This is a genomic window from Mesorhizobium denitrificans (genome assembly GCF_003403035.1).
Classification (GTDB): Bacteria; Pseudomonadota; Alphaproteobacteria; order Rhizobiales; family Rhizobiaceae; genus Mesorhizobium_G; species Mesorhizobium_G denitrificans.
Window position 1 is genome coordinate 459,365 of sequence record NZ_QURN01000001.1, and the last position, 20,912, is coordinate 480,276.

Consider the following 20,912-nt stretch of genomic DNA (forward strand, 5'->3'; position numbering starts at 1 on the left):
AGGGAAAATCCTTATGCGTAGCGCTGCAGGACCAGCGTTGCGTTAGTGCCGCCGAAGCCGAAGGAGTTGGAGAGCGCCACATCGAATTTCGGGTTGTCTATGCGCTTGCGCACAATGTTCATGCCCTCGAATTCGGGATCGAGTTCTTCGATATGGGCGCTTTCGCCAATGAAATTGCCCTGCATCATCAGCAGGCAATAGATTGCTTCCTGCACGCCTGCGCCGCCGAGCGAATGGCCGGTCAGCGACTTGGTGGAGCTGATATAGGGCGAGTTGGCCCCGAAAACTTCGCGGATCGCGCCCATTTCCTTGGAGTCGCCCACCGGCGTCGAAGTGCCGTGCGTATTGATGTAATCGACCGGGTTCTTGACCGTCGAAAGCGCCTGTCTCATGCAGCGGATCGCCCCTTCGCCGGAAGGCGCAACCATGTCATAGCCATCCGAAGTCGCACCATAGCCGACGATTTCAGCGAGAATATTCGCGCCGCGCGCCTTCGCCACTTCCAGTTCTTCAAGCACCAGCACGCCCGCACCGCCCGCAATCACGAAGCCGTCGCGGTTCACATCATAGGCGCGCGAAGCGACCGATGGCCGGTCGTTGAAATTGGAAGACATAGCGCCCATCGCGTCGAACAGGTTCGACATTGTCCAGTCGAGATCTTCGTGACCACCTGCGAACACGCGGTCCTGCTTGCCCCATTGGATCAGCTCATAGGCGTTGCCGATGCAGTGCGCCGAGGTCGAGCAGGCCGACGAAATCGTGTAGTTCACGCCGTGAATCTTGAACCAGGTTGCCAGCGTCGCGGACGCGGTGGACGACATCGCCTTTGGCACCGCAAATGGCCCGATTCGCTTCGGGCTATGGTTCTTCTCGGTTATCTCCGCAGCATCCACGATAATGCGCGTCGATGGCCCGCCGGAACCCATGATGATTCCGGTGCGCTCATTGGATATTTCCGACTCTTCCAGTCCTGCCTGCGCGATAGCCTGCTGCATTGCCACGTGGTTCCACGCGCCGCCCTTGTGCAGGAAGCGCATGGCGCGGCGATCTACCAGTGGCGTTGGGTCCAGCGTTGGCGCGCCCCAAACCTGGCAGCGGAAGCCGTGATCCGCAAAATCCTGACTGAAGCTGATTCCCGAACGGGCGTCGCGCAGCGAAGCCTGTACCTCGGCGGCATCGTTGCCGATGGAAGACACGATGCCAAGGCCCGTGACGACGACACGTCTCATATTGTTCACTCCGTTCCTGCCCTCAAAAGCTGCCTGGAGAATTTAGGTGGCAGCTTCCTGCTTTGCGAGGCCGACTCTCAGGTCGGTCGCCGTATAAATTGTTTCGCCGTCTGCTTTCAGCCAGCCATCGGCGATGCCCAGCACGAGACGACCGCGCATCACGCGTTTGAAATCCACACCATATTCAACAAGCTTGACCTTTGGCGTCACCATGCCCTTGAATTTCACTTCCCCTGTGGAAAGCGCCATTCCCTTGCCCGGTTCGCCGAGCCAGCCAAGGAAAAAGCCGGTCAACTGCCACAGCGCGTCAAGACCCAGACAGCCGGGCATCACAGGGTTGTCGATGAAATGGCAGGGGAAGAACCATAGATCGCGATGGATCGCGAAATCCGCACGGATAAATCCCTTGTCGAATGTTCCGCCCGTCTCGCTGATCTCGGTAATCCTGTCGAACATCAGCATGGGAGGGTAGGGCAGTTGTGCGTTGCCTGGGCCAAACAATTCGCCCTTGGCGCAGGCTAGCAAATCTGCGTATTCGTAGCTGGACTTCCGGTCCGTCATAAAACCATCCCCATTGCCGCCGACATGTTGTCTGTCGTTATATGGCTTATTCGCCTGTAACGCCCGACACATCAGACTTTTACGCACGGTTAAACTGCCGGTCGCCTGTGGTCAATGTGCCGCTATTGATCGGTTTTCGGGTACAGAATATATGTGGAAAGGAAAAGGCGAGTTTGTAGGGAGTTTACAGTTATCTCCAAACAAGCGCGAACTTGCGACCGATAAGGGCTAAATGACGCACGATCAGGATCATAACGGGCAGGAACATAACTCGCAGGCAATGGCGGATCATCGTGTCCGCACTGCGGGCTTGCGCCCCACGCGTCAGCGCATTGCGCTGGCAAGCCTGCTGTTTGCGAAGGGCGACCGTCATCTTTCGGCAGAGGAGTTGCACGAAGAAGCCGTTTGCGCAGGCGTGCCTGTGTCGCTGGCCACTGTCTACAACACGCTGCATCAGTTCACTGAAGCTGGAATGCTGCGCATTTTGAATGTCGAAGGCTCACGCACTTATTTCGACACCAATACGTCCGATCACCATCACTTTTTCGTTGAGGGCGAAAACCGCGTCTTCGACATTGAGCTCCATGGATCGCCCATCGCGGTTTCCAACCTGCCGACTCCGCCGGAAGGCATGGAAATCGTCAATGTGGACGTTGTAATCCGCGTCAGGCCAAAGCGCGCCTAGGCGCCTTTTATTCCCCGACCTGCTCGTCGGGATAAGCGCCCCAGATCAGCGATTGGCTGATCCAGCCTGAATTGCCGTCGAAGGTCGCTTCGCACCATGCGCCGTTGCAAGTCTTGATCTTGCCGACAACGCCGGGCTCCAGAATTGCGACGATGGAAGATTTCGTGTCCGGCTCGTACATCAGATTGATGTGGATATCCTTGCCCTTTTGCCAGGGTGCAACGAGCGCTGTGCGCTTGCCGGAAAGCAGCGATTGGTTGACCCAGCCTTCTGCGCCTTCGGAATCGCGCACGCGCCGCCAGTTGTCATACTCTTGCAGAATTTCCATCGGCAGTCCGGCCTTCAGGTAAAGCCATTCCACCGCATAATTGATTCCCGGCCCGGTGCGCACATTCACGCGGCCTGATTTCAGGCTGACAAATCGCGGCAGCGGCAGGCCGCTTGGGCCGCGCTGTATGCTGCCAGTCGGTTGTGTGTCAGGTGTTACTTCCTGCGCAAATGTGGCGGGGATAGCCAATGTCGCCGTCAAGGCAACCGCCAGCAAACCGCGCCAGAACAACCCCACCAATTTCTTCTCCTGTCCGCTGCTTTGCATCGCGCGCCGGCCTTGCTAGAACGCATCAGGCCAATCCGGTTTCCAGTTTCGCCGGTCTTGGTTAAAGAGGTCTCAACGGGGTCCGATTCGAGGAAATAATGGCGGGCAGAAAAAAGCCTCAGGTGGTTATCACGCGCAAGCTGCCCGATCCGGTGGAAACCCGGATGCGCGAACTTTTTGATGCCCGATTGAATCTCGACGACCATCCCATGAGTCAGGATGAGCTGGCGGATGCATTGCAGACCGCCGAAGTTCTCGTTCCAACCATAACGGATAAGATCGACGCAGCACTCATCGAGCGCGCGGGGCCGAATCTCAAACTCATCGCGAATTACGGCAATGGCGTCGAGCATATCGACATCGCCGCCGCCGCGAAAAAGGGCATTGCTGTCACCAACACGCCCAACGTGCTGACGGAAGATACGGCAGACATGACGATGGCGCTCATGCTTGCCGTCCCGCGCCGCGTAACCGTTGGCGCACAAATGCTCATCGAAGATGGCAAATGGCCCGGCTGGTCACCCACATGGATGCTCGGCCGCCGCATCTGGGGCAAGCGCCTGGGCATTGTCGGCATGGGCCGCATTGGCACGGCGGTTGCGCGTCGCGCAAAGGCGTTCGGCCTGTCGATCCACTATCACAACCGGCACCGCGTTGCGCCGCGCATAGAAGACGAGCTTGAGGCGACCTATTGGGAAAGCCTCGACCAGATGCTTGTGCGCATGGACATCATCTCGGTCAATTGCCCGTCCACGCCCGCAACATTCCACCTGCTATCGGCGCGCAGGCTCCAACTCATGCAGCCAAACACCTATATCGTGAACACCGCACGCGGCGACATCATCGATGAAGACGCGCTCATCAAGCTGCTCCAGCAGGACAAGCTTGCCGGTGCTGCGCTGGATGTTTTTGAGCATGAACCGGCCATCAAGCCCGATTTGCTGGCGCTCGCCGCCGCGGGCAAGATCGTCCTTCTGCCGCATATGGGGTCGGCCACCATTGAAGGCCGCATCGATATGGGCGAAAAGGTCATCATCAACATTCGCGCCTATGCGGATGGTCACCGCCCGCCGGATCGTGTGCTGCCAAATCGCGTCTAAATAGCTGAAATTTCAGATTTTTTGACGCGAACTGAGTGCCCTTCAAATGCGCCGTATAACCCTCGATCAAGCTGGATCGCGGGTGGTGTCTGCCAGTCCATTTCCTGCGCAACAATCAAGCCGAGCAGCAAGATCGCATCCGGCTCGTGTAGCACCATCGCCGCCGGCGCATGGCCGTTACGCACCAGTTCCATCAGCACGGCCGAGGCTGAGGACGACCCGATCGTGCCCGGTAAAAACAGCACGGTTCCAGCAATATTCACACCGCATTGCGGATGGCGCACGTCGGCTATCCGCCCGCTTTTCGGATCGACGCCGCCCCAGAAACTGATCGGCTGACTAAGCACGAGCGCCGGACCGCTCGCGTCAGCACCTTCCACCAATATCTTGCCGCTATGCATCATGCGCCGAACCTCGGTCTGCCGCTGACAGCGCTTTCGACACAGTCGGCCATCGATCCATAAAGCACCGCATAGCCAGTATTTCCGGGCGCATAATGTGCGAATTTCCCGGAATTCGTCATCAACACACCGCCGGGCATATCAGCCATGATCGGCGTTACCACCACACACGTATCCGCCACAACCGTGATGCCCTGCGCTTCCAGCGTCACGCGGCCTCCGTCGCGGTCGAGTTCGCTCAGCACATGCCTGCCCGTACACGCGTAAAACGGCACAGCTACCCGCCGTCCGGCCAGCAATTTCCGTAGCCGCGCGAACTCCTCCACCGACAAATGCGGACTGCCGATAGCAACCGCGTCGATCCGGTCCGTTCGCTCTGCGGTCGAAAGGCGAGCCTGCGCGTCCCGCACCATCTGGCCTGTCACGACAATCCGCTCCGCCGGTTCGGCCCCGCGCAGCACCCTCGCCAAATCCGGCGCTTCGGGCGTTATGCCCTCCATGTGGAACAGCCCAACCGAACCGGAAGAAGCCGCCGCAGCGCCGAATGCTTTCAGCGCATCCTCGCCCGGATGCTTGCCGATCCCCGCCACCACGCCGATTTCCGTACCGGCCAAGCGTCCAAAAAGGCTTCCCAGAACCGGCCACGCGATTTCGGATTCCAGAAACGCGCGGTCCAGCCCAGAAACGTCAAAAACAAAGCGGGCCAGCCGGTTTTCGCTTCGATGCAGCCCGTAATCCGGCGCGCGACCGCTTATAGCGCAGGCAATATCGAGAAAATCGCCATAGCGATTGGTGCGCGCGCCGAGCACGGAATTGCAGAAAACCACGGCGTTGGATTCGCCCCACGCAACATCGCTGCCAAGCGCTGGACGATGCCCGCTTTGATAGGGCGCGCATGTCCAACTAGGCTCACAGCCAAGATCGAGATAGGCGTGCATCATGCGTTGCGCCATCTCGCGCTCGTGTCCGACCAGCCGCACGCGCGCGCATCCGGTCAGGTCCAGCGCGCCGACATTCAGCGTCGCGCGTACGGCGGTTTTCGCACCGCCTTCGACCAGCTTTTCCGCAAACAATGTGCCGGAATCGCCGTGATAAAGCGCGCCATCGATATGCGCGGATTGCACCGGAATAAGCCGCGGCGCTCCCAGCAGCCGCGCCGATTCCACCACGATGCGCATGGCCATTGCCGCGCCGGCTCCGGTGTCGCCTGCCAGCGTTGACCGCTCCTGCGCCGATAATTCGAGGCTCACGCCGTCACCTCTTGTAGCGCATGGTGTCGAACCGCGCGGCCAGCCCGTCATAGAGCAGCAACCGCCCGACCAGCGGCTCGCCTATGCCGGTAATCAGCTTGATCACTTCCATCGCCTGCAGGGTTCCCATCACGCCCGTCAGCGCGCCAATGACGCCCGCCTCGGCACAGGATGGCACCAACCCGTCAGGCGGCGGCTCAGGAAACAGGTCGCGATAGCGCGGGTTCTGCCTGCCCTCATCATCCACCCCAAACGGCATCAGCACCGTCAGCGAGCCGTCAAACCGCCCCACCGCTGCATGAACCAGCGGCTTTTTCTCTGCTTCGCATGCATCCGCCAATGCAAACCGCGTTTCAAAATTGTCGGATCCATCCACGACAATATCGTAGCCGATAACCAAACCTGCGGCATTTTCTGCGCTCAATCTGACTTTATGTAGTTCAACGCTTACATTTGGATTTGTGCGCACAATCGATGCTTTTGCGCTTTCGCCTTTTGGCAGTCCGAGCGCGCCTGTCTCGTGGATAATCTGCCGCTGAAGGTTGGAAAGCGAAACTGTGTCGTCCTCGACAATACCGAGCGTTCCAACCCCTGCCGCCGCCAGATATTGCAGCACCGGCGCACCTAGCCCGCCCGCACCAATCACCAATACACGCGCCTGTTTCAGCTTTTGCTGTCCCGTGCCTCCGATTTCCGGCAGCACGATATGCCGCGCATAGCGTTCAATCTCACTATCGGAAAGCGGCGGCATCGTTGTCATTTCAGTAACATAGCGACCATTTCGGCCATTGCCACCAGTTAGTTCACTTTACCCCTCAACCTTCCGTCTCTTGCACACTCCCATGATCGACGGTCAAAAATTGAGCGCGTCCGCGCAGACTGGAGAACAGCGTCGCTTCTGTGCCCGTCATAAAGCACTGACAACCGAGTTCTTCCAGAATCGAAAACAATGCTGCGCGGCGTCCGGCATCCAGATGCGCGGCAATCTCATCCAGCAGCAGAATCGGCGTCAAACCGGACATGTCACGGCAAAGTCGCGCGTGCGACAACACAATCCCCACCAAAAGCGCCTTTTGCTCGCCGGTTGAGCACAAATCGGCGGGCATGTCCTTGGGCCGGTGTCGCACCCGCAAATCCGCGCGATGCGGGCCGTCCAGCGCACGCCCGGATGCTCGATCCCTCTCGCGCCCCTCCGCCAAAACCCGTCGAAAATACTCCTCGGCCTCAACCGCGGGCATTTCCGCGACAAACCCCTCGACCACCCCATCCAGCGCCAAATCGGCCTGAGGAAACGGCCCGTCGTTTGGCAGCTTTTCAATCATTGCCGCGATCAGCCGCAAAGTCTCGACACGCGCCGCCGCAACTGCTGCCCCGGCTTCAGCCATTTGCGCTTCAATCGCCTCAAACCAACCCACGTCGCGCACATTATCCGTAAGCAAACGATTACGATCACGCATGGCCTTTTCATAGGCCGACGTCACTTGGCCATGCGATGTATTGACCGTCATCACCAAGCGGTCGAGAAAACGCCGTCGGTCTGCCGCTGGTCCGGTAAATAGCCCGTCCATCGCTGGCGTCAGCCACATCACGCGCAGCCATTCCAGCAGCGCATCGGCGCTTTTTGCATTTGCGCCGTTTATCCGCACCTTCCTGACAGACTCTCCGGTCAGAATATCGGGCGCGGTCGTGCCGGTTCCAATCTCGGCATCGCCTTCTTCGCCATCAATGCTTGCATGAATCGCGAACGTCCCGCTGCCGCCCTCGCGCGCCACCTCCGCCAGCGTTGCGCGCCGAAATCCGCGACCGGGCGCAAGAAGCGAAATCGCCTCAAGCAAATTCGTCTTGCCCGCCCCGTTGTCGCCGGTCAGCACCACAGCGCCCGGCTCGAACTCGATGCTGAGATTTCCGTAGTTGCGGTAATCAGTAAGCGTAAGCTTACCAATAAAGCTCATGCTAGACCCGCATCGGCATCAGGACATAAAGCGTGTGTTCGTCTGCCGCATCCTGTATCAGCGTTGGCGAACCCGCATCGGCCAGCAAAAAGCGCGCTTCCGTGCCGCCAAGCTGCGCCGCAACATCCAGCAAATATTTGGCGTTGAAGCCGATCTCGATCGGGTCTGACGAATAGTCCGCCGCAACCTCTTCCGTCGCGCTGCCCGAATCCGGGTTGTTCACCGCCAGCGTCACCTGTCCGTCGGCGATGGAAAGCTTCACTGCGCGCCCGCGCTCGGATGAAATCGTGGAAACGCGATCCACCGCCGAAGCAAAGCTCTGCCGGTCCAATATCAGCTTCTTGTCATTATTCGCCGGAATAACGCGCTGATAATCCGGGAATGTCCCGTCAATCAGCTTCGACGTAAGAATCACAGGCCCGATTGTGAAGCGGATTTTGCTTTCGGAAACTTCGGTCGTCACCGCAATATCCGGATCGTCGAGCAGCTTCTGCATTTCGCTGACGGTCTTGCGTGGAATGATGATTCCCGCCATTCCCTCGGAGCCCGCCGGCGCGTCCATTTCGGCTCGCGCCAGACGGTGACCGTCCGTCGCGACGGCCCGCAGTTTCAGTTTTCCGCCGCTTTCATGGGTATGGAAATAGATGCCGTTCAAATAATAGCGCGTTTCCTCGGTCGAAATCGCAAATTGCGTCTTGTCGATAAGACCTTTCAGTGCCGTCGATTCGAGACGGAAAATATGCGGATAGGAACCGCTTGAAAGCGCCGGGAAATCCGATGCGGGCAGGCATTGCAGCCGGAACGATGTGCGGCCGGAAATCACCGACATTGCCGCGCCGCCGTCGTCAACCTTGAGCATAACTTCGGCGCCATCCGGCAGCTTGCGAACAATGTCATAGAGCAGATGCGCGGGCACGGTCGTAGATCCGGCTTGCTCAACGCGTGCGGGCGTTGCCTCGTTCATTTCCAGATCGAGGTCGGTTGCCTTCATCTCCAGCGTTGCGCCTTCCGCCGTCAGCAGCGCGTTCGACAGGATCGGTATGGTGTTGCGCCGTTCCACCACGCGATGAATGTGGTTGAGCGACTTGAGAAGATTCGACCGTTCGATGATGACACGCATTGGAGGCTCACTTGACGAACTTGGCGCGGCGGAAGGGTCTTCTGCCACGCGTATAAATTTGGTTCAAATGACAGGAAAAGCAGGCGAAAGGCAAGGGTTAGACTGGCAGTAAAGCCTCATGATCGCCCCCTTGTTGATAACCTCGATCCGCCCCCTCGCAACGTTCTGCGCCCGACCGTGCTACAACCCTGCCAAGGTGCGCTGCCCTTCTCTGTCCTGCTGCGCCGTCATACCTTCGCCCAATCGCTCGCGAGTCGGCCGCGTGCTATGGCCGGTGGTGCCGCTCGGGAGGAGGGCGATGATTACACTAATTAAGCCACTGTCATGTTGATTGGCATATTGTCCGACATTCACGCCAATCGAGAGGCGTTTGACGCCGCGCTCGAAGCAATTTCGCAGGCGGGGGCGCAGCGCATAATTTTGCTGGGCGATCTGGTCGGCTACGGTCCCGACCCGACTTATGTCGTTGAAAAAAGCCGCGCGCTGATAGCCTCCGGCGCGGTCGGTATTCTTGGCAATCACGACGAGGCGGCGGCCACGGGTAACACATCCGGCATGTCGGAAAACGCGCGCGATGCGATCCGCTGGACCATTGAACAACTCTCCGCCGATCAGCGCGACTTTCTGGCAAAGCTGCCATTGTCACATCTGGACGGCGAAATTCTCTACACGCATGCCGGCGCGTGGCGGCCTCAGTCCTGGCCCTATGTGATGGAGGCATCGGACGCCAGGCGTTCTTTTGAAGCCGTGCCGGCGCGCATCGCGATTTGCGGTCACACCCACGTTCCGGCGATATTCTATTCCACGGCGCACGGCTCGGTCAGCAGCTTCACGCCGTTGGCAAACAAGCCCGCACCGCTGTTCGCCACGCTTCGCAGCGTCATCGTCACCGGCTCGGTGGGCCAGCCGCGCGATGGCAACCCCGCGGCCTGTGTCGCATTGCTCGACACAGGCGCCATGGACGTCACTATGTTACGTATCGCTTACGATTGGGACAAAACAGCCGAGAAAATCAGCCGCGCTGGCCTGCCAGGCTGGCTTGGCATGCGACTGAAAATCGGGAGGTAGTGCATGAGCCAGACTTTCGCCCCCGGCGTGGTCATAGATGGGTTTGAGCTCGTCGAGCGCCTTCCGTCAGGCGGCATGGCGTCCGTCTGGAAAGCGCGGAAGCCGGGCATTGATGGCGATGTTATCTTGAAAATCCCGTTTCTTGACCCCGGTCAGGATGTGTCCGTCGTCATTGGGTACGAAGTGGAGGACATGATTGCGCGCCGCCTTTCGGGCAAGCATGTTCCGCACTTTCATGCATTTGGCGACCTCAGAAACGTTCCATACATTGCGATGGAGTTCGTCGAAGGCACCAGCGTTGCCGCGCTCGCCAAGTCCGCGCCTTTGCCGTTCGAGGAAGTTCGCCGCATCGGTATTCAAACGGGCGAAGCGCTCGCCGCGCTGCACGAGCAGAAGGTCACGCATCTCGACCTCAAGCCGGAAAACATTATCATCGCCAAGCGTGGCGCGGTCTTGCTGGATTTCGGGCTGGCGCGTCACGCAGAATTACCAGACCTGCTGGCCGAACAGAGCGACGTTCCGATGGGCACCGCCGCCTATATTGCGCCGGAGCAGGTTCTTGGCATTCGCAACGACAAATCCAGCGATATTTTCGCGCTGGGTTGCATTCTTTACCAACTCGCCAGCGGCGAGGAACCGTTCGGTTGGCCACAGACGACTGCCGGAATGCGCCGCCGTCTGTTCCAGCGTCCACCTGCATTGCGTTCACTCAATCCCAATGTGCCACGCTGGCTGGAACAGATCATCGAGAGATGCATGGAGGTTGACCGCGCCCGCCGCTACACCGATGCAGGGCAGCTCGTTCACGATTTGCGAAATCCAGATCAAGTCAGATTGATCGAACGTAAGCCAGAGCCAACGGGGCTCAAGGCGCTTTTCCACCGACTGTTTGGCGGCGGCGATGCGCGCACCGAGCTTTTGCTGAGGAAAAGCACTGACATGGGCGAGGGGCCGCCGGTAATTGTCACGGCGGTAGACCTCTCCGGTGGCATCGATGCCTTGGCCGAAGAAATCCGCACCGAGACGGCAATCGTTCTCGCCGCGCGGCGCGATTCGCGCTTGGCGTGCGTTGCAGTGCTCAAAACCGAGATCATCGGCGATTCACCGCAGGTCGATGCGGATGGCCGTTCAAACTACGTCAACATGCTGGTTTCATTGAAAGATTGGGCGCATCCGCTGCATTTGCCGGATGGTCGCGCTAGTTTTCACGTGCTGGAGGCCGTCAGTCCTGCAGATGCGATTCTGGATTTCGCGGAGCGCAACCATGCAGGCCGAATCGTGATGGGCGCGCGCGCGTCATCCGCCATGCGGCGGCACCTTGGCTCCGTCTCCACCAAGGTTGTGGCGGAAGCGAAGTGCTCCGTTTCGGTCGTCAGGATAAAAGCGGTCGAAACCGCCGCGAGCGATACGACACCGGAATAGCGGCGCGCGGTTTGGCGCGCCGCCCCTGTAATTGTTCAAGCCTGATCGACAATCAGGCGGCGCAGCAGTTCAAGCTCCTGCGCCAGTGTCTGGTCCGACGATGACAGGTCCTCGATCTTGCGCACGGCGTGCAACACGGTCGTGTGATCCCTTCCGCCAAACCGCCGTCCGATTTCCGGCAGCGAGCGAGGCGTCATGGATTTGGACAGAAACATTGCGACCTGACGCGGCTTTACGATCGTCCGCGTGCGGCGGTTCGACAGAAGCTCCGTCTTGGACACGTTGTAATGCCGCGCGACGATGCGCTGAATATCCTCGATGCGCACACGCTTCGGCTCACCCGAGCGGTAGATGCGGCCCAGAATATCGTCGATACGATCCACGGTTATCTGCGGTTCGAGTGTGTGGCGCAGCAGAAGCTGGTTGAATGCACCTTCCAGATCGCGACCGCTGCCGGTTATGGTGCGCGCGACATGCTCCAGCACTTCCGCAGAAATCTCGACAGACGCGTCATCGCCCTTGGCCGAATCCAGTCGCTGCTTCAGCATGTCGTACCGCATTGCGTAATCGGGCGCTGACATTTCCAGCGCAACGCCGCCGACAAGGCGCGAGCGCACGCGTGGCTCCAGCGATTCCAGATCTGATGGCGGGCGGTCGGCCGCAACCACGACCTGCTTGGCGCTGTCCAGCAGCATGTTCAGCAGATGGCAGAACTCGTGCTGGATCGACTTGCCCTGCAAAAACTGCATGTCGTCGATGATTAGCAGGTCGATGTCGCGGAACTGCTCCTTGAGCACCAGCGCGTAATTGTCGCGAATGGCGGTCGCAAAGCGCCACATGAAATATTCCGCCGTCAGGTAAACGACTCGCGCCTTCGGATTCTGCTTCACAGCTTCTGCCGCGATGGCCTGCAGCAGGTGAGTCTTGCCGAGTCCAACCGAAGCGTGGAGGAAAAGCGGATTGAACCGCACCGCGCTGGCATGGGATTCCGCCACGGCACGAGCCGCCGCGAAGGCAACGCGGTTCGATGGGCCTTCAATGAAAGACCCAAACGTATAGCGCGTATCGAGGGGCGAGCCGAGCACCGGCGAACGGCCGGCATCTATCGCCGCAGCCGATGGCGCCGCAGTTTTTGGGCTGGCGTGGCGCTCAACACGAGGCGCGGCAGCGGTCGAATGTGCAGAAGTTGCGCTGCGCGCCGGTTGCGGCGCAGGCTGAACAGCCACGGTGGCTTGTGTCTGACGTGCCGCCGAACGCACGACGATTTCCAGCTTCAGCAGTTCCGGTTCTTCCGCGCGCCACAGCTCCACGATCAGGTCAAGATAGTGGCTGTTGATCCAGGAGCGCAGAAAAGCGGTTGGGACCGAAATGCGAACGAGGCTCTTCGATGCTTCCGCCAGCTTCATGCGCTGGAACCAGCTCGAATATACCTCCGTGCCGAGGCGCGCTTTCAACTGGGCTTTGACGCGTTCAAAAGTCAGCGCTGAAGCATCGACTTTTTCCATGTCCTCCCCGTTATCCTCTTGCGCCCAATGCGATGGCACCACACTGATCGACATCCACCCTTCCTTTTCTTCCACGCGCACTGTCCTCTCGCCGCGTTGGGGCACGGCAGGGTCGGCGCATACTTAATTTGGTTTGAGTTCCTTGCGTACGAAAACCCCTCCGGTCATGAAAACTCGACCGGCGCAAAGAACACGCAGACTAATACCAACCTCGTTCCCCGCCACACGGAGACAAACCTTATCTGGCCCCGGAATCGCTCCCAAGGTCAGAACAGCCGCCGCTTTGGCTTGGTTTGTCGGGCGTGGCCCGCTGTTTGATGGATCGACCTTATCGATATCGCGGAGATAAGAGCAAGGGCGTGAATAACGTTTTTTTAACGTACAAGCTCATCCCGAGCTCTCAAATGGCCTCAACCTCACGGCAAGGTATTGTGATTCAAACCTTTTCAGAATGTGCTGCTAGAAGGATCAAAATTTCTTTTTTTTGCCCTTGACACGAAGCTAGCCGGCTTGGGCCGGAGGAGTCACATAGACCATATTCGCTATGTTCTATAAGTCATTGAAAAATATGAAAAAATGTCGTCAAGGAAACGCCGCAACTATGGGTAGAATTTCCTTAAATCCGTTTAGCCAATTGATCTTTCGTAACAAATTGAGCGCGGCTTAAGTAGTGCTCTCGCCGGGGGTCGGAACCAAATCCTGAACACCGCACCAGCGCGTCAAAGCCGATCATTTGCCGGCAAACGAAAAAAGCGCCCAGAAGGGCGCTTCATCCAAATAGTCAAATTTTGTTAAGGCTTAGGCCTGAACAGAACGTACGCGCTTGGCAAGGCGCGAAACCTTGCGGGATGCGGTGTTCTTGTGCATCACGCCCTTGGTTGCGGCGCGCATCAGTTCCGGCTGCGCTGCGAGGAAGGCTGCTTCTGCTGCCGTCTTGTCGCCGGAAGCGATTGCCTCTTCGACCTTACGGACATAGGTGCGCACGCGCGAACGGCGGTTCTTGTTGATCTCGGTACGGCGTGCGATCTTGCGCGTCGCCTTCTTGGCCGAGGGAGTATTGGCCATGATGCCTCTCTAGACGTTTCAGGTGACTGGCGTCGGACCAAGCCCGGGCCAAAAACAAAGGGGCAGCCAAAGGCCGCCTCAGTTGGCGCGGCTTATAGTCCAGCTTCCGCGCCCCGTCAACGGCCTCGATGCCTGATTTCAACGGTTACGGAAATTTGCCGGACGCTTTTCAACAAAGGCGGCCATGCCTTCCTTCTGGTCCTCGAATGCGAACATGGAATGGAACACGCGCCGCTCGAAGCGCAGGCCCTCGGCCAGCGTGGTTTCGTAGGCGCGGTTTACCGATTCCTTGTTCATGATGACGGCGGGCAGGGAAAGTGCTGCAATCTTGTCGGCGGCCTTCATGGTTTCGTCGAGCAATTGCTCCAGCGGCACCACGCGCGACACCAGACCGGAGCGTTCGGCCTCTGCTGCGTCCATCATGCGACCGGTCAGGCACATATCCATCGCCTTCGACTTGCCGACAAAGCGTGTCAGGCGCTGCGAACCTCCCATGCCGGGCATGACGCCGAGCGTGATCTCCGGTTGACCGAATTTCGCGTTCTCTGCGGCAATGATGAAATCGCACATCATTGCCAGTTCGCATCCGCCGCCAAGCGCATAACCGGCCACGGCAGCGATAATGGGCTTGCGGATACGGGTCAGCCCTTCCCAGCCCACGAAGAAATCTTCGAGATACATTTCCGCATAGGCCTTGGCCTGCATCTCCTTGATATCCGCACCCGCCGCAAAGGCCTTTTCTGAGCCGGTAATCACCATGCAGCCAATATTGGCGTCCGCGTCAAACGCCTGCGCCGCCGCCACCACTTCGGCCATCACCTGGCTGTTCAGCGCATTCAGTGCCTTTGGTCGGTTGAGCGTTATGAGCCCCACCTTGCCTCGCGTTTCGACAAGAATGGATTCATATGTCACGGCTTTGCTCCTCGTAATTTAGTGAAGGCTTCTAGCTAACGCTGGCACACCGGGCAATAGAAAGTGGAGCGTCCTGCCTGCGCGATCCGCCGCACTGTTCCGGTGCAGCCTGCGTGCAGGCAAGGCTCGCCCTCACGATCATAAACCGCAAAGCGATGCTGGAAATAGCCAAGCGAGCCATCGGTCTGGCGATGGTCGCGCAGCGATGAGCCGCCGGCTTCCACGGCCTCCGCGATCACCGCGCGTATGGCGTCGGCAAGGCGGTCCGTGCGCGCTCCGGTATCCTGCTTTTCGGGCACAATGCTTCCGGCGCTGCGTTTCGGCGAGATTCCCGCCCGCCACAGCGCTTCGGATACGTAGATGTTGCCTAGCCCCGCGATCAGCCGCTGGTCGAGCATGGCTGATTTGATCGGCGCTGACCGGCCCCGGAAAAGCGAGGCCAATGTCGGCCCGTCAAACGCGTTGCCGGTTGGCTCTACGCCGAGTTCGGCCAGCATGGGGTGCGTCTCGCGGTCCTGCGCAAATAGCATGAAGCCGAAGCGCCGCGGATCGTTGTAGATGATGCGATAGGTTCGGCCGTCCTCATGTCCGATCTCGAACACCACATGGTCGTGCTTTTCGTCTTTCGAGCGGGGATGATGAAACAGTCCCGGCGTCGCCGGTCCACCCGTCGCTTCAATGCGGAATGAGCCGGACATGCCGAGGTGCGAAATGAGCAATGGCGCATCGCTCGCCTCGATCAGCAGATATTTTGCCCTGCGGCCCACGGAAATGACCGTCTTGCCTGTCAGGCTTTCCGCAAACTTCTCAGGCAGCGGAAACCGCAGATCGGCGCGTCGTGTCAGAAGCCCCGTAATGCGGCCACCTTCCATAACGGGCGCAAGACCGCGCCTGACGGTTTCGACTTCGGGCAGTTCAGGCACGTCAGGAAATCTCGCTCAGAAAGGAATTGCCATGCTTTCCCGCGCTCAGGCCCAGATGCTGGGCAATTGTTTCGCCAAGGTCCGCATAGCTTGGGCGCAGCCCCGCAGGGCCTCCCGTCCGGTCCGCCAAAATGCCGATAACGGGCACCCGTTCGCGCGTGTGGTCATTGCCCTTCCAACTTGGGTCGCAGCCATGATCTGCCGTCAACAGCAAAAGGTCGCCGTCGCGCAGTTTGGCAATTGCCTCCGGTAGACGACGATCAAAAGCCTCCAGCGCGGCGGCGTAGCCTGCAACATCGCGCCGATGGCCGAACAGAGTGTCGAAATCCACGAAATTCGCGAATACGAGTTCGCCGTCCTGCGCATCGTCCATCGCGCCAAGCGTCTTGTCGAACAAGGCGTCATTGCTTGGTCCCTTGCGCACTTCAGATACGCCCTGATGCGCAAAAATATCGCCAATCTTGCCGATCCCTATCACCTTGCTGCCGCGCGCGGTCAGTCGGTCGAGCAGGGTTGGTTCGGCTGGCGGCACGGCATAGTCGCGCCGATTTGCCGTGCGCACGAATTCGCCCTTGCGCTCTCCTGCAAATGGCCGTGCGATAACGCGCCCGATATTCAGTGGATCGACCAGCTTGCGCACGATTTCGCATAGCGCATAAAGCCGCTCCAAACCGAAATGGGTTTCATGCGCTGCAATCTGATATACGGAATCCGCAGAGGTGTAGCAGATTGGCTTGCCGGTGCGGATATGCTCCTCGCCCAGCTCATCGATAATCTCAGTGCCGGATGCGTGTCGGTCGCCCAGAATGCCGGGCAGCTTCGCGGCCTCAATGATGCTGCGTGTCAAATCCGGTGGAAAGGTTGGCTGCGTCTGGGGAAAATAGCCCCAGTCGAATGGCACCGGGACGCCGGCAATTTCCCAATGGCCCGAAGGCGTGTCCTTGCCCTGTGAGACTTCCTGCGCCGCCGCATGAAAAGAGCCGGGTTGCAGCTTGGCAGACGCGTCCTGCCTCGCATCGCCTGCAATCGCCGCGGCGTGGTCGAGGCCCAGCGACCGCATCACAGGCAGGTCGAGCGCGCCTTTGCGCAAACCTTCCCGGTCTGCTTTGCCGTCGCGGCACCAGTCTAGAATATGGCCATAGGTGTTCGATCCTTCGTCACCGTAAGCGGCGGCATCGTGCGCGCCGCCGATGCCGAAGGAATCCAGCACAAATATAAATGCTCTGGGCAAGGCTCACCTGTTGCGAAACACAGGTGAGAAATAGTGCGACCCTGGGGTTTTAGCAATCGCTGCAGTTCACAGTGCCGCCGACGCGAGGCCGGAAGTAATAGGTCTTTTTCATCGGGATTCCGTTGAAGAAGCCCGCAACGCCATATGACGAAGCATGCTGCCCATCCCAGGTCATCATCAGATTATAAGGAAGCGTGGTTTCGACCATGATCACAACCTGCCCCTTTTCCCTGAACGTCGCCGGAACGGCTACGGCTGTGTTGGAAGAGCCCGCGCTCGAGAAAGCCCCGTTCACGCGGTTGCGTTTCCACAGAACTGTCGAGGTAGGCACTGCGTCGTTCGACATCTTGACCGCCGTGATTTTTACGTCCGGCGTCGAGCGATCGTAAGGCATCATGGATGCTTGCGCGATCTGCATGATTGCGTCGATACCAGCCTTATCAAGGTTCATATTCTGCGAGACGAGATCCGCGATCTGGGCGGTTGTCCGGTTCAGTTTTCGGTTGGTTTCGATTGCCTGCATGACCTCCATCGAGCCGAAATACATGCAAAGCAGCAGAGGAATCAGGATTGCGAACTCAACGGCGGCAGCGCCGCTGTGATCAAGGCCAAATCGCTTGAAAAGCGAGTTTCCATTCTTGGTTGCCATTGGTGTGCGAGTGTTCATGGCGCGCCTCAATAAACTTCGTTTTGCCAGGTTTGCGTTGCTCCCAGCAGAATACGACCGCTTCCGGCGGTACCCATGGATTCGCTTAGCAAATTCGTCATCAGCGGCCAGAAGTAGAAGGTGCGCAACGTTTGCTTTGCGCCGGCCCCTCCGATTTGTGCCTTCAGCGGCGCGGCGCCACCGCCATTCATTTCCAACGCAACATCGTTGGGAAGCACGGTAACGACCTGATTGGCGGCAGCCTGAAATGTCGCATAAGTGCGCAAATCTACGCGCAGACCGGGGCATCCCGCCGGCACCAGCGACTGTATGCGATTGCAGATCAATTGCTTGAGCTGCGTTTGCGTAGTGGCCTTGATTTCGCCTGTGCGCACCTGGCGCGCGACACTATCCGTAGCGTTCACAAGCAATTGTTGCACAGCCATCGAAACACCTGATTCGAGGATTGCAAACAACGCCATCAAAAAAGGAACTGCCAGCAAGCCGAACTCGACCGCCGTCGTGCCGTCTGAATTTCGCGCGTATCGCCTTAAAAGAAAGCAGCGCTTCGCGCCGCGTGCGCGCGCCCCTGAGCCTGTTTTCGTCATCATACCCGTAACCCTGATACTTCCCACCAAGGCAGAGTATGAACGAAACTTGTTGCAGTAGGGTTTGAGGCGAAGATCGAAATGCTAAGCGTATATTTACGCTCAATTAACGCCTAGCTATTGACCGGTGGTAATTATTGGCTGCGCCATCGAAGCATCGGAGCGTGCTTCATAGCTGCTTGTATAAGCGCGTTCGCACAGCGGGGTGCACGAAAGTGTTTGCACCGCCGCGCGGCGGTAAACACGAAGCGTCGATACGGTCTGGCGAGAAACCGTAACCTGTTGGTCAACGATAGCGGTGCCATCCTTTGCGAGTATGACAAGGTTGGTCACGCCAAAGGCTTTGCCGGTAAGAACAATCGTCTGGTCGTCCTGCACAGCCACATCCGCGATTTCGGGATTGCCCACGATCACTGTGTCTGCCGCTTGTGGCAGTTTAACGATACGCGCCTGGTTGGTCTCTACAGCGATCCCCTCTGCTGCCTGCGCGGAAAGTGCGCCCAGCAGCACCACGCACGAAATCGCCGTTGCTGCGCAGCGATTGAAGAAAGACCGATTCATGCGAGGCTCCCGCCACTTCGAGTTCAATGGCCACTTTGAGTTCAATGGAAAGTGAATGAAATTGGTGAATTAACGGTTAAGCGGAATGTGGATGGACATTAGGCGCTGCAGCGCGTCTATATTATATACGGCGCAATAAAGCGGCAATTTAACTAAAAAGATAAATGATTTACTTTGTAATGTTCAGTTGAGTGAACATTAACTACATATCGCACATAAGAAAAGAAAGGAATTAGTAAGGGTATTTCTTAAGGTGATTGCAACGGCTCTCGCATAGGTTTGCAGCATCCGATCTGCAAAGAAAAAAGCCGACGGACAGAGAGCTGCAAACAAATGGAGTAAGGGAATGTCCAAACTGATCGCACGTTTTGTTAAGGACGAGTCGGGTGCAACCGCAATCGAATACGGCCTCATCGCCTGCCTTATCGCAGTCGCTATCATCGTCGGCGCACGTTCGCTCGGCGGTTCGCTGAACACCACGTTCTCGAACATCTCTGCAACGGTTGACGCTAATCAGCCGCAGTAAGTTTTCGGCTACGGCCGGTCGGTTTTTACCGAACAGAAGGCCGTCCTTATGGGCGGCCTTTTTTTATAGCAAGGCATTTCAGACCACGGAACGATAGCAATGCTTGAAGCCATCATCTTCGTCGTGTTCCCGTTCTGCATGGTCTATGCAGCCATCTCCGATGTGCTGTCCATGAAGATCAACAATATCGTGCCGCTTCTGATGCTCGGCGCATTTGTCATCGTCGCGCCGATGACAGGCATGGAAGCAAGCGCAATCGGCATGCATCTGGCAGCCGGTGCCGCAGTCCTCGCAATAACCTTTGCGCTGTTCGCTTTCGGGGGAATGGGCGGCGGCGATGCCAAGCTTATGGCAGCCACCGCAGTCTGGATGGGTTTCGGCCCTGCACTCATCACATATTTAATGGCGATAACGCTTATCGGCGGGCAGCTCACGCTTGCTATATTATTGTTCCGCCGTTCGCCCTGGCATCATCTCGCCTATCAAAACCAGTTCCTGCGCAACTTCGCGTCGGACGTAAAGGGCGTGCCTTATGGGATCGCGCTTGGTGCGGGCGGCATGATCGCCTTTGCTGAATCGCCCCTGATGCTCTGGGCGCTGGCCAAGCTCGCATCCTGAGCGAGTATTAGCTCGAAATACAAAATTAAGCACAAACGTAAGCGCTTCATTAACCATAATTTGACGATTGGCGGGGCAATGTCGGGTCACAACATGTGATCCGTACGGGCAGGAGCCACGCGAATGGCAGCATCGAGAATCCTCATATTAGGGGTGGCAGTCGCAGCAGCCATTGGTGCCGGCTACGTTGCCAAAACCATGCTGGTTCCGCAGCAGATCGTCGTTCAGTCAGACAAGCCCAGCATCGCCTTGAAAGATGTGATGGTTCTCACCGGCGATGTGCCGATGGGTTCGTCACTGGAAGGCAAGATCGCGTGGCAGGCTTGGCCGGCCAGCAATGTTGCGGAAGGCTTCATCACGCGTGATGCAGAAGGCGATGCTCTGGAAAAGCTGAATACCTCGCTGGCTCGCGTGCCGCTTTACACGGGCGAGCCGCTGCGCCGCTCCAAGCTTGTCGGCGATGGTCAAAGCTTTCTCTCTTCGATTTTGCCCGCGGGCAAGCGCGCCGTGGCCGTCCAGATTGCAGCTGACACATCTGCGGGCGGGTTCATCCTGCCGAACGATTATGTCGACGTCATCATGACGCGCCGCTCCAACGCGCAGGAAGGTGGCGCAAATGGTTTCACGACTGAAACCATCCTGCAGAACATCAAGGTTCTGGCCATCGACCAGACCATTCAGGAAGACGAGGACGGCAAGAAGGTCAAGGTCGGCGACACCGCCACGCTGGAACTGACCTCACAGCAAGCGGAAATCATTACCGTCGCCCAGCAGATGGCGGATCGTCTGACACTGGCTCTGCGCTCCGTTGCGGATGCCCAGCAAAAGGCTGACCACGAGGCGGATTACCTCGTCTCTGGTGAAGGGCGTGCCGGTACGGTCCGGATTATCAAGTCCGGTGAAATTTCAGAGGTTGGGGGACGGAAATGAGTGC

The 20,912-nt window shown here is 58.4% G+C and carries 23 protein-coding genes; 7 read left to right on the forward strand and 16 right to left on the reverse strand.

The genetic code is table 11. The annotated features are described in order from the left end of the window. Nucleotides 1-11 precede the first annotated feature (11 nt). Nucleotides 12-1,229: a beta-ketoacyl-ACP synthase I gene (fabB, locus tag DY251_RS02145; RefSeq protein WP_116622169.1), complete on the reverse strand. Its 1,218-nt coding sequence runs from the start codon at nt 1,227-1,229 to the stop codon at nt 12-14. A gap of 42 nt (nt 1,230-1,271) precedes the next feature. Then, on the reverse strand, nt 1,272-1,790 hold the full coding sequence (fabA, locus tag DY251_RS02150; protein ID WP_116622170.1) for a 3-hydroxyacyl-[acyl-carrier-protein] dehydratase FabA: 519 nt from the start codon (nt 1,788-1,790) through the stop codon (nt 1,272-1,274). 232 nt (nt 1,791-2,022) lie between these two features. On the opposite strand from fabA, the gene irrA reads away from it, so the two are divergent. Next, nucleotides 2,023-2,475 carry an iron response transcriptional regulator IrrA gene (gene irrA / locus DY251_RS02155; RefSeq protein ID WP_116622171.1) on the forward strand — a complete coding sequence of 151 codons (453 nt, stop codon included), beginning with the start codon at nt 2,023-2,025 and terminating at the stop codon, nt 2,473-2,475. A 7-nt stretch (nt 2,476-2,482) separates the two neighbouring features. Here the strand turns inward: irrA and DY251_RS02160 are convergent, their stop codons facing one another. Continuing rightward, nucleotides 2,483-3,019 carry an SH3 domain-containing protein gene (locus DY251_RS02160; protein ID WP_425373269.1) on the reverse strand — a complete coding sequence of 179 codons (537 nt, stop codon included), beginning with the start codon at nt 3,017-3,019 and terminating at the stop codon, nt 2,483-2,485. Nucleotides 3,020-3,168: 149 nt separating this feature from the next. Here DY251_RS02160 and DY251_RS02165 point away from each other — a divergent pair, with 149 nt between their 5' ends. Next, nucleotides 3,169-4,170: a 2-hydroxyacid dehydrogenase gene (locus tag DY251_RS02165; protein ID WP_116622173.1), complete on the forward strand. Its 1,002-nt coding sequence runs from the start codon at nt 3,169-3,171 to the stop codon at nt 4,168-4,170. Here the strand turns inward: DY251_RS02165 and DY251_RS02170 are convergent. From DY251_RS02170 to dnaN, 5 genes are read right to left on the reverse strand one after another with little or no spacing between them, the layout of a single operon-like run. Then, the gene (locus DY251_RS02170) at nt 4,167-4,574 is read right to left on the reverse strand and encodes an aconitase X swivel domain-containing protein (protein WP_116622174.1); all 408 of its coding nucleotides are present in this window, start codon (nt 4,572-4,574) and stop codon (nt 4,167-4,169) included. The two genes, DY251_RS02165 and DY251_RS02170, sit on opposite strands and share 4 nt — an antisense overlap. Further along, nucleotides 4,571-5,821, reverse strand: a complete 1,251-nt coding sequence (locus DY251_RS02175; RefSeq protein ID WP_170971390.1) for an aconitase X — start codon at nt 5,819-5,821, stop codon at nt 4,571-4,573. The genes DY251_RS02170 and DY251_RS02175 overlap by 4 nt, the downstream gene beginning before the upstream one ends. Before the next feature lie 4 nt (nt 5,822-5,825). Then, nucleotides 5,826-6,581: a molybdopterin-synthase adenylyltransferase MoeB gene (locus DY251_RS02180; protein ID WP_116622176.1), complete on the reverse strand. Its 756-nt coding sequence runs from the start codon at nt 6,579-6,581 to the stop codon at nt 5,826-5,828. A gap of 55 nt (nt 6,582-6,636) precedes the next feature. After that, nucleotides 6,637-7,773 carry a DNA replication/repair protein RecF gene (gene recF, locus DY251_RS02185; RefSeq protein ID WP_116622177.1) on the reverse strand — a complete coding sequence of 379 codons (1,137 nt, stop codon included), beginning with the start codon at nt 7,771-7,773 and terminating at the stop codon, nt 6,637-6,639. A gap of 1 nt (nt 7,774) precedes the next feature. After that, nucleotides 7,775-8,893, reverse strand: coding sequence for a DNA polymerase III subunit beta (gene dnaN, locus DY251_RS02190; protein WP_116622178.1), 1,119 nt, complete (start codon nt 8,891-8,893; stop codon nt 7,775-7,777). Nucleotides 8,894-9,217: 324 nt separating this feature from the next. Here dnaN and DY251_RS02195 point away from each other — a divergent pair, with 324 nt between their 5' ends. Both DY251_RS02195 and DY251_RS02200 read left to right on the forward strand, forming a co-directional pair. Beyond that, on the forward strand, nt 9,218-9,961 hold the full coding sequence (locus tag DY251_RS02195) for a metallophosphoesterase family protein (protein ID WP_116622179.1): 744 nt from the start codon (nt 9,218-9,220) through the stop codon (nt 9,959-9,961). A gap of 3 nt (nt 9,962-9,964) precedes the next feature. Beyond that, nucleotides 9,965-11,383, forward strand: coding sequence for a bifunctional serine/threonine-protein kinase/universal stress protein (locus tag DY251_RS02200; protein WP_116622180.1), 1,419 nt, complete (start codon nt 9,965-9,967; stop codon nt 11,381-11,383). 35 nt (nt 11,384-11,418) lie between these two features. On the opposite strand, the gene dnaA is transcribed toward DY251_RS02200, so the two are convergent. The 8 genes from dnaA to DY251_RS02240 all read right to left on the reverse strand — a co-directional run bounded on the left by dnaA (nt 11,419) and on the right by DY251_RS02240 (nt 18,834). Continuing rightward, nucleotides 11,419-12,888: a chromosomal replication initiator protein DnaA gene (dnaA, locus tag DY251_RS02205; protein ID WP_245415828.1), complete on the reverse strand. Its 1,470-nt coding sequence runs from the start codon at nt 12,886-12,888 to the stop codon at nt 11,419-11,421. 798 nt (nt 12,889-13,686) lie between these two features. Beyond that, entirely contained in the window at nt 13,687-13,953 is a 267-nt protein-coding gene (rpsT, locus tag DY251_RS02210) for a 30S ribosomal protein S20 (RefSeq protein ID WP_116622181.1), read from the reverse strand. 138 nt (nt 13,954-14,091) lie between these two features. Further along, complete coding sequence (locus DY251_RS02215; protein WP_116622182.1) at nt 14,092-14,865, reverse strand: enoyl-CoA hydratase; 774 nt, start codon at nt 14,863-14,865, stop codon at nt 14,092-14,094. A gap of 35 nt (nt 14,866-14,900) precedes the next feature. Continuing rightward, a complete protein-coding gene (gene mutM / locus DY251_RS02220; RefSeq protein ID WP_116622183.1) occupies nt 14,901-15,788 on the reverse strand; it encodes a bifunctional DNA-formamidopyrimidine glycosylase/DNA-(apurinic or apyrimidinic site) lyase in 888 nt (295 codons plus the stop codon). 1 nt (nt 15,789) lies between these two features. Beyond that, complete coding sequence (locus DY251_RS02225) at nt 15,790-17,019, reverse strand: phosphopentomutase (RefSeq protein ID WP_116622184.1); 1,230 nt, start codon at nt 17,017-17,019, stop codon at nt 15,790-15,792. A gap of 49 nt (nt 17,020-17,068) precedes the next feature. Beyond that, nucleotides 17,069-17,686 (reverse strand): TadE/TadG family type IV pilus assembly protein, encoded by a 618-nt coding sequence (locus tag DY251_RS02230; protein WP_158553210.1) that lies wholly within the window; start codon nt 17,684-17,686, stop codon nt 17,069-17,071. An 8-nt stretch (nt 17,687-17,694) separates the two neighbouring features. Beyond that, nucleotides 17,695-18,276, reverse strand: a complete 582-nt coding sequence (locus DY251_RS02235) for a TadE/TadG family type IV pilus assembly protein (RefSeq protein ID WP_116622186.1) — start codon at nt 18,274-18,276, stop codon at nt 17,695-17,697. A 114-nt stretch (nt 18,277-18,390) separates the two neighbouring features. Continuing rightward, the gene (locus DY251_RS02240) at nt 18,391-18,834 is read right to left on the reverse strand and encodes a pilus assembly protein N-terminal domain-containing protein (RefSeq protein ID WP_116622187.1); all 444 of its coding nucleotides are present in this window, start codon (nt 18,832-18,834) and stop codon (nt 18,391-18,393) included. A 346-nt stretch (nt 18,835-19,180) separates the two neighbouring features. On the opposite strand from DY251_RS02240, the gene DY251_RS02245 reads away from it, so the two are divergent. From DY251_RS02245 to cpaB, 3 genes are all read left to right on the forward strand, one after another. Continuing rightward, on the forward strand, nt 19,181-19,360 hold the full coding sequence (locus tag DY251_RS02245; protein ID WP_116622188.1) for a Flp family type IVb pilin: 180 nt from the start codon (nt 19,181-19,183) through the stop codon (nt 19,358-19,360). Nucleotides 19,361-19,459: 99 nt separating this feature from the next. Continuing rightward, nucleotides 19,460-19,978 carry an A24 family peptidase gene (locus tag DY251_RS02250; protein WP_116622189.1) on the forward strand — a complete coding sequence of 173 codons (519 nt, stop codon included), beginning with the start codon at nt 19,460-19,462 and terminating at the stop codon, nt 19,976-19,978. 123 nt (nt 19,979-20,101) lie between these two features. Next, a complete protein-coding gene (gene cpaB / locus DY251_RS02255; RefSeq protein ID WP_116622190.1) occupies nt 20,102-20,908 on the forward strand; it encodes a Flp pilus assembly protein CpaB in 807 nt (268 codons plus the stop codon). The last annotated feature ends 4 nt before the right edge of the window (nt 20,909-20,912 follow it).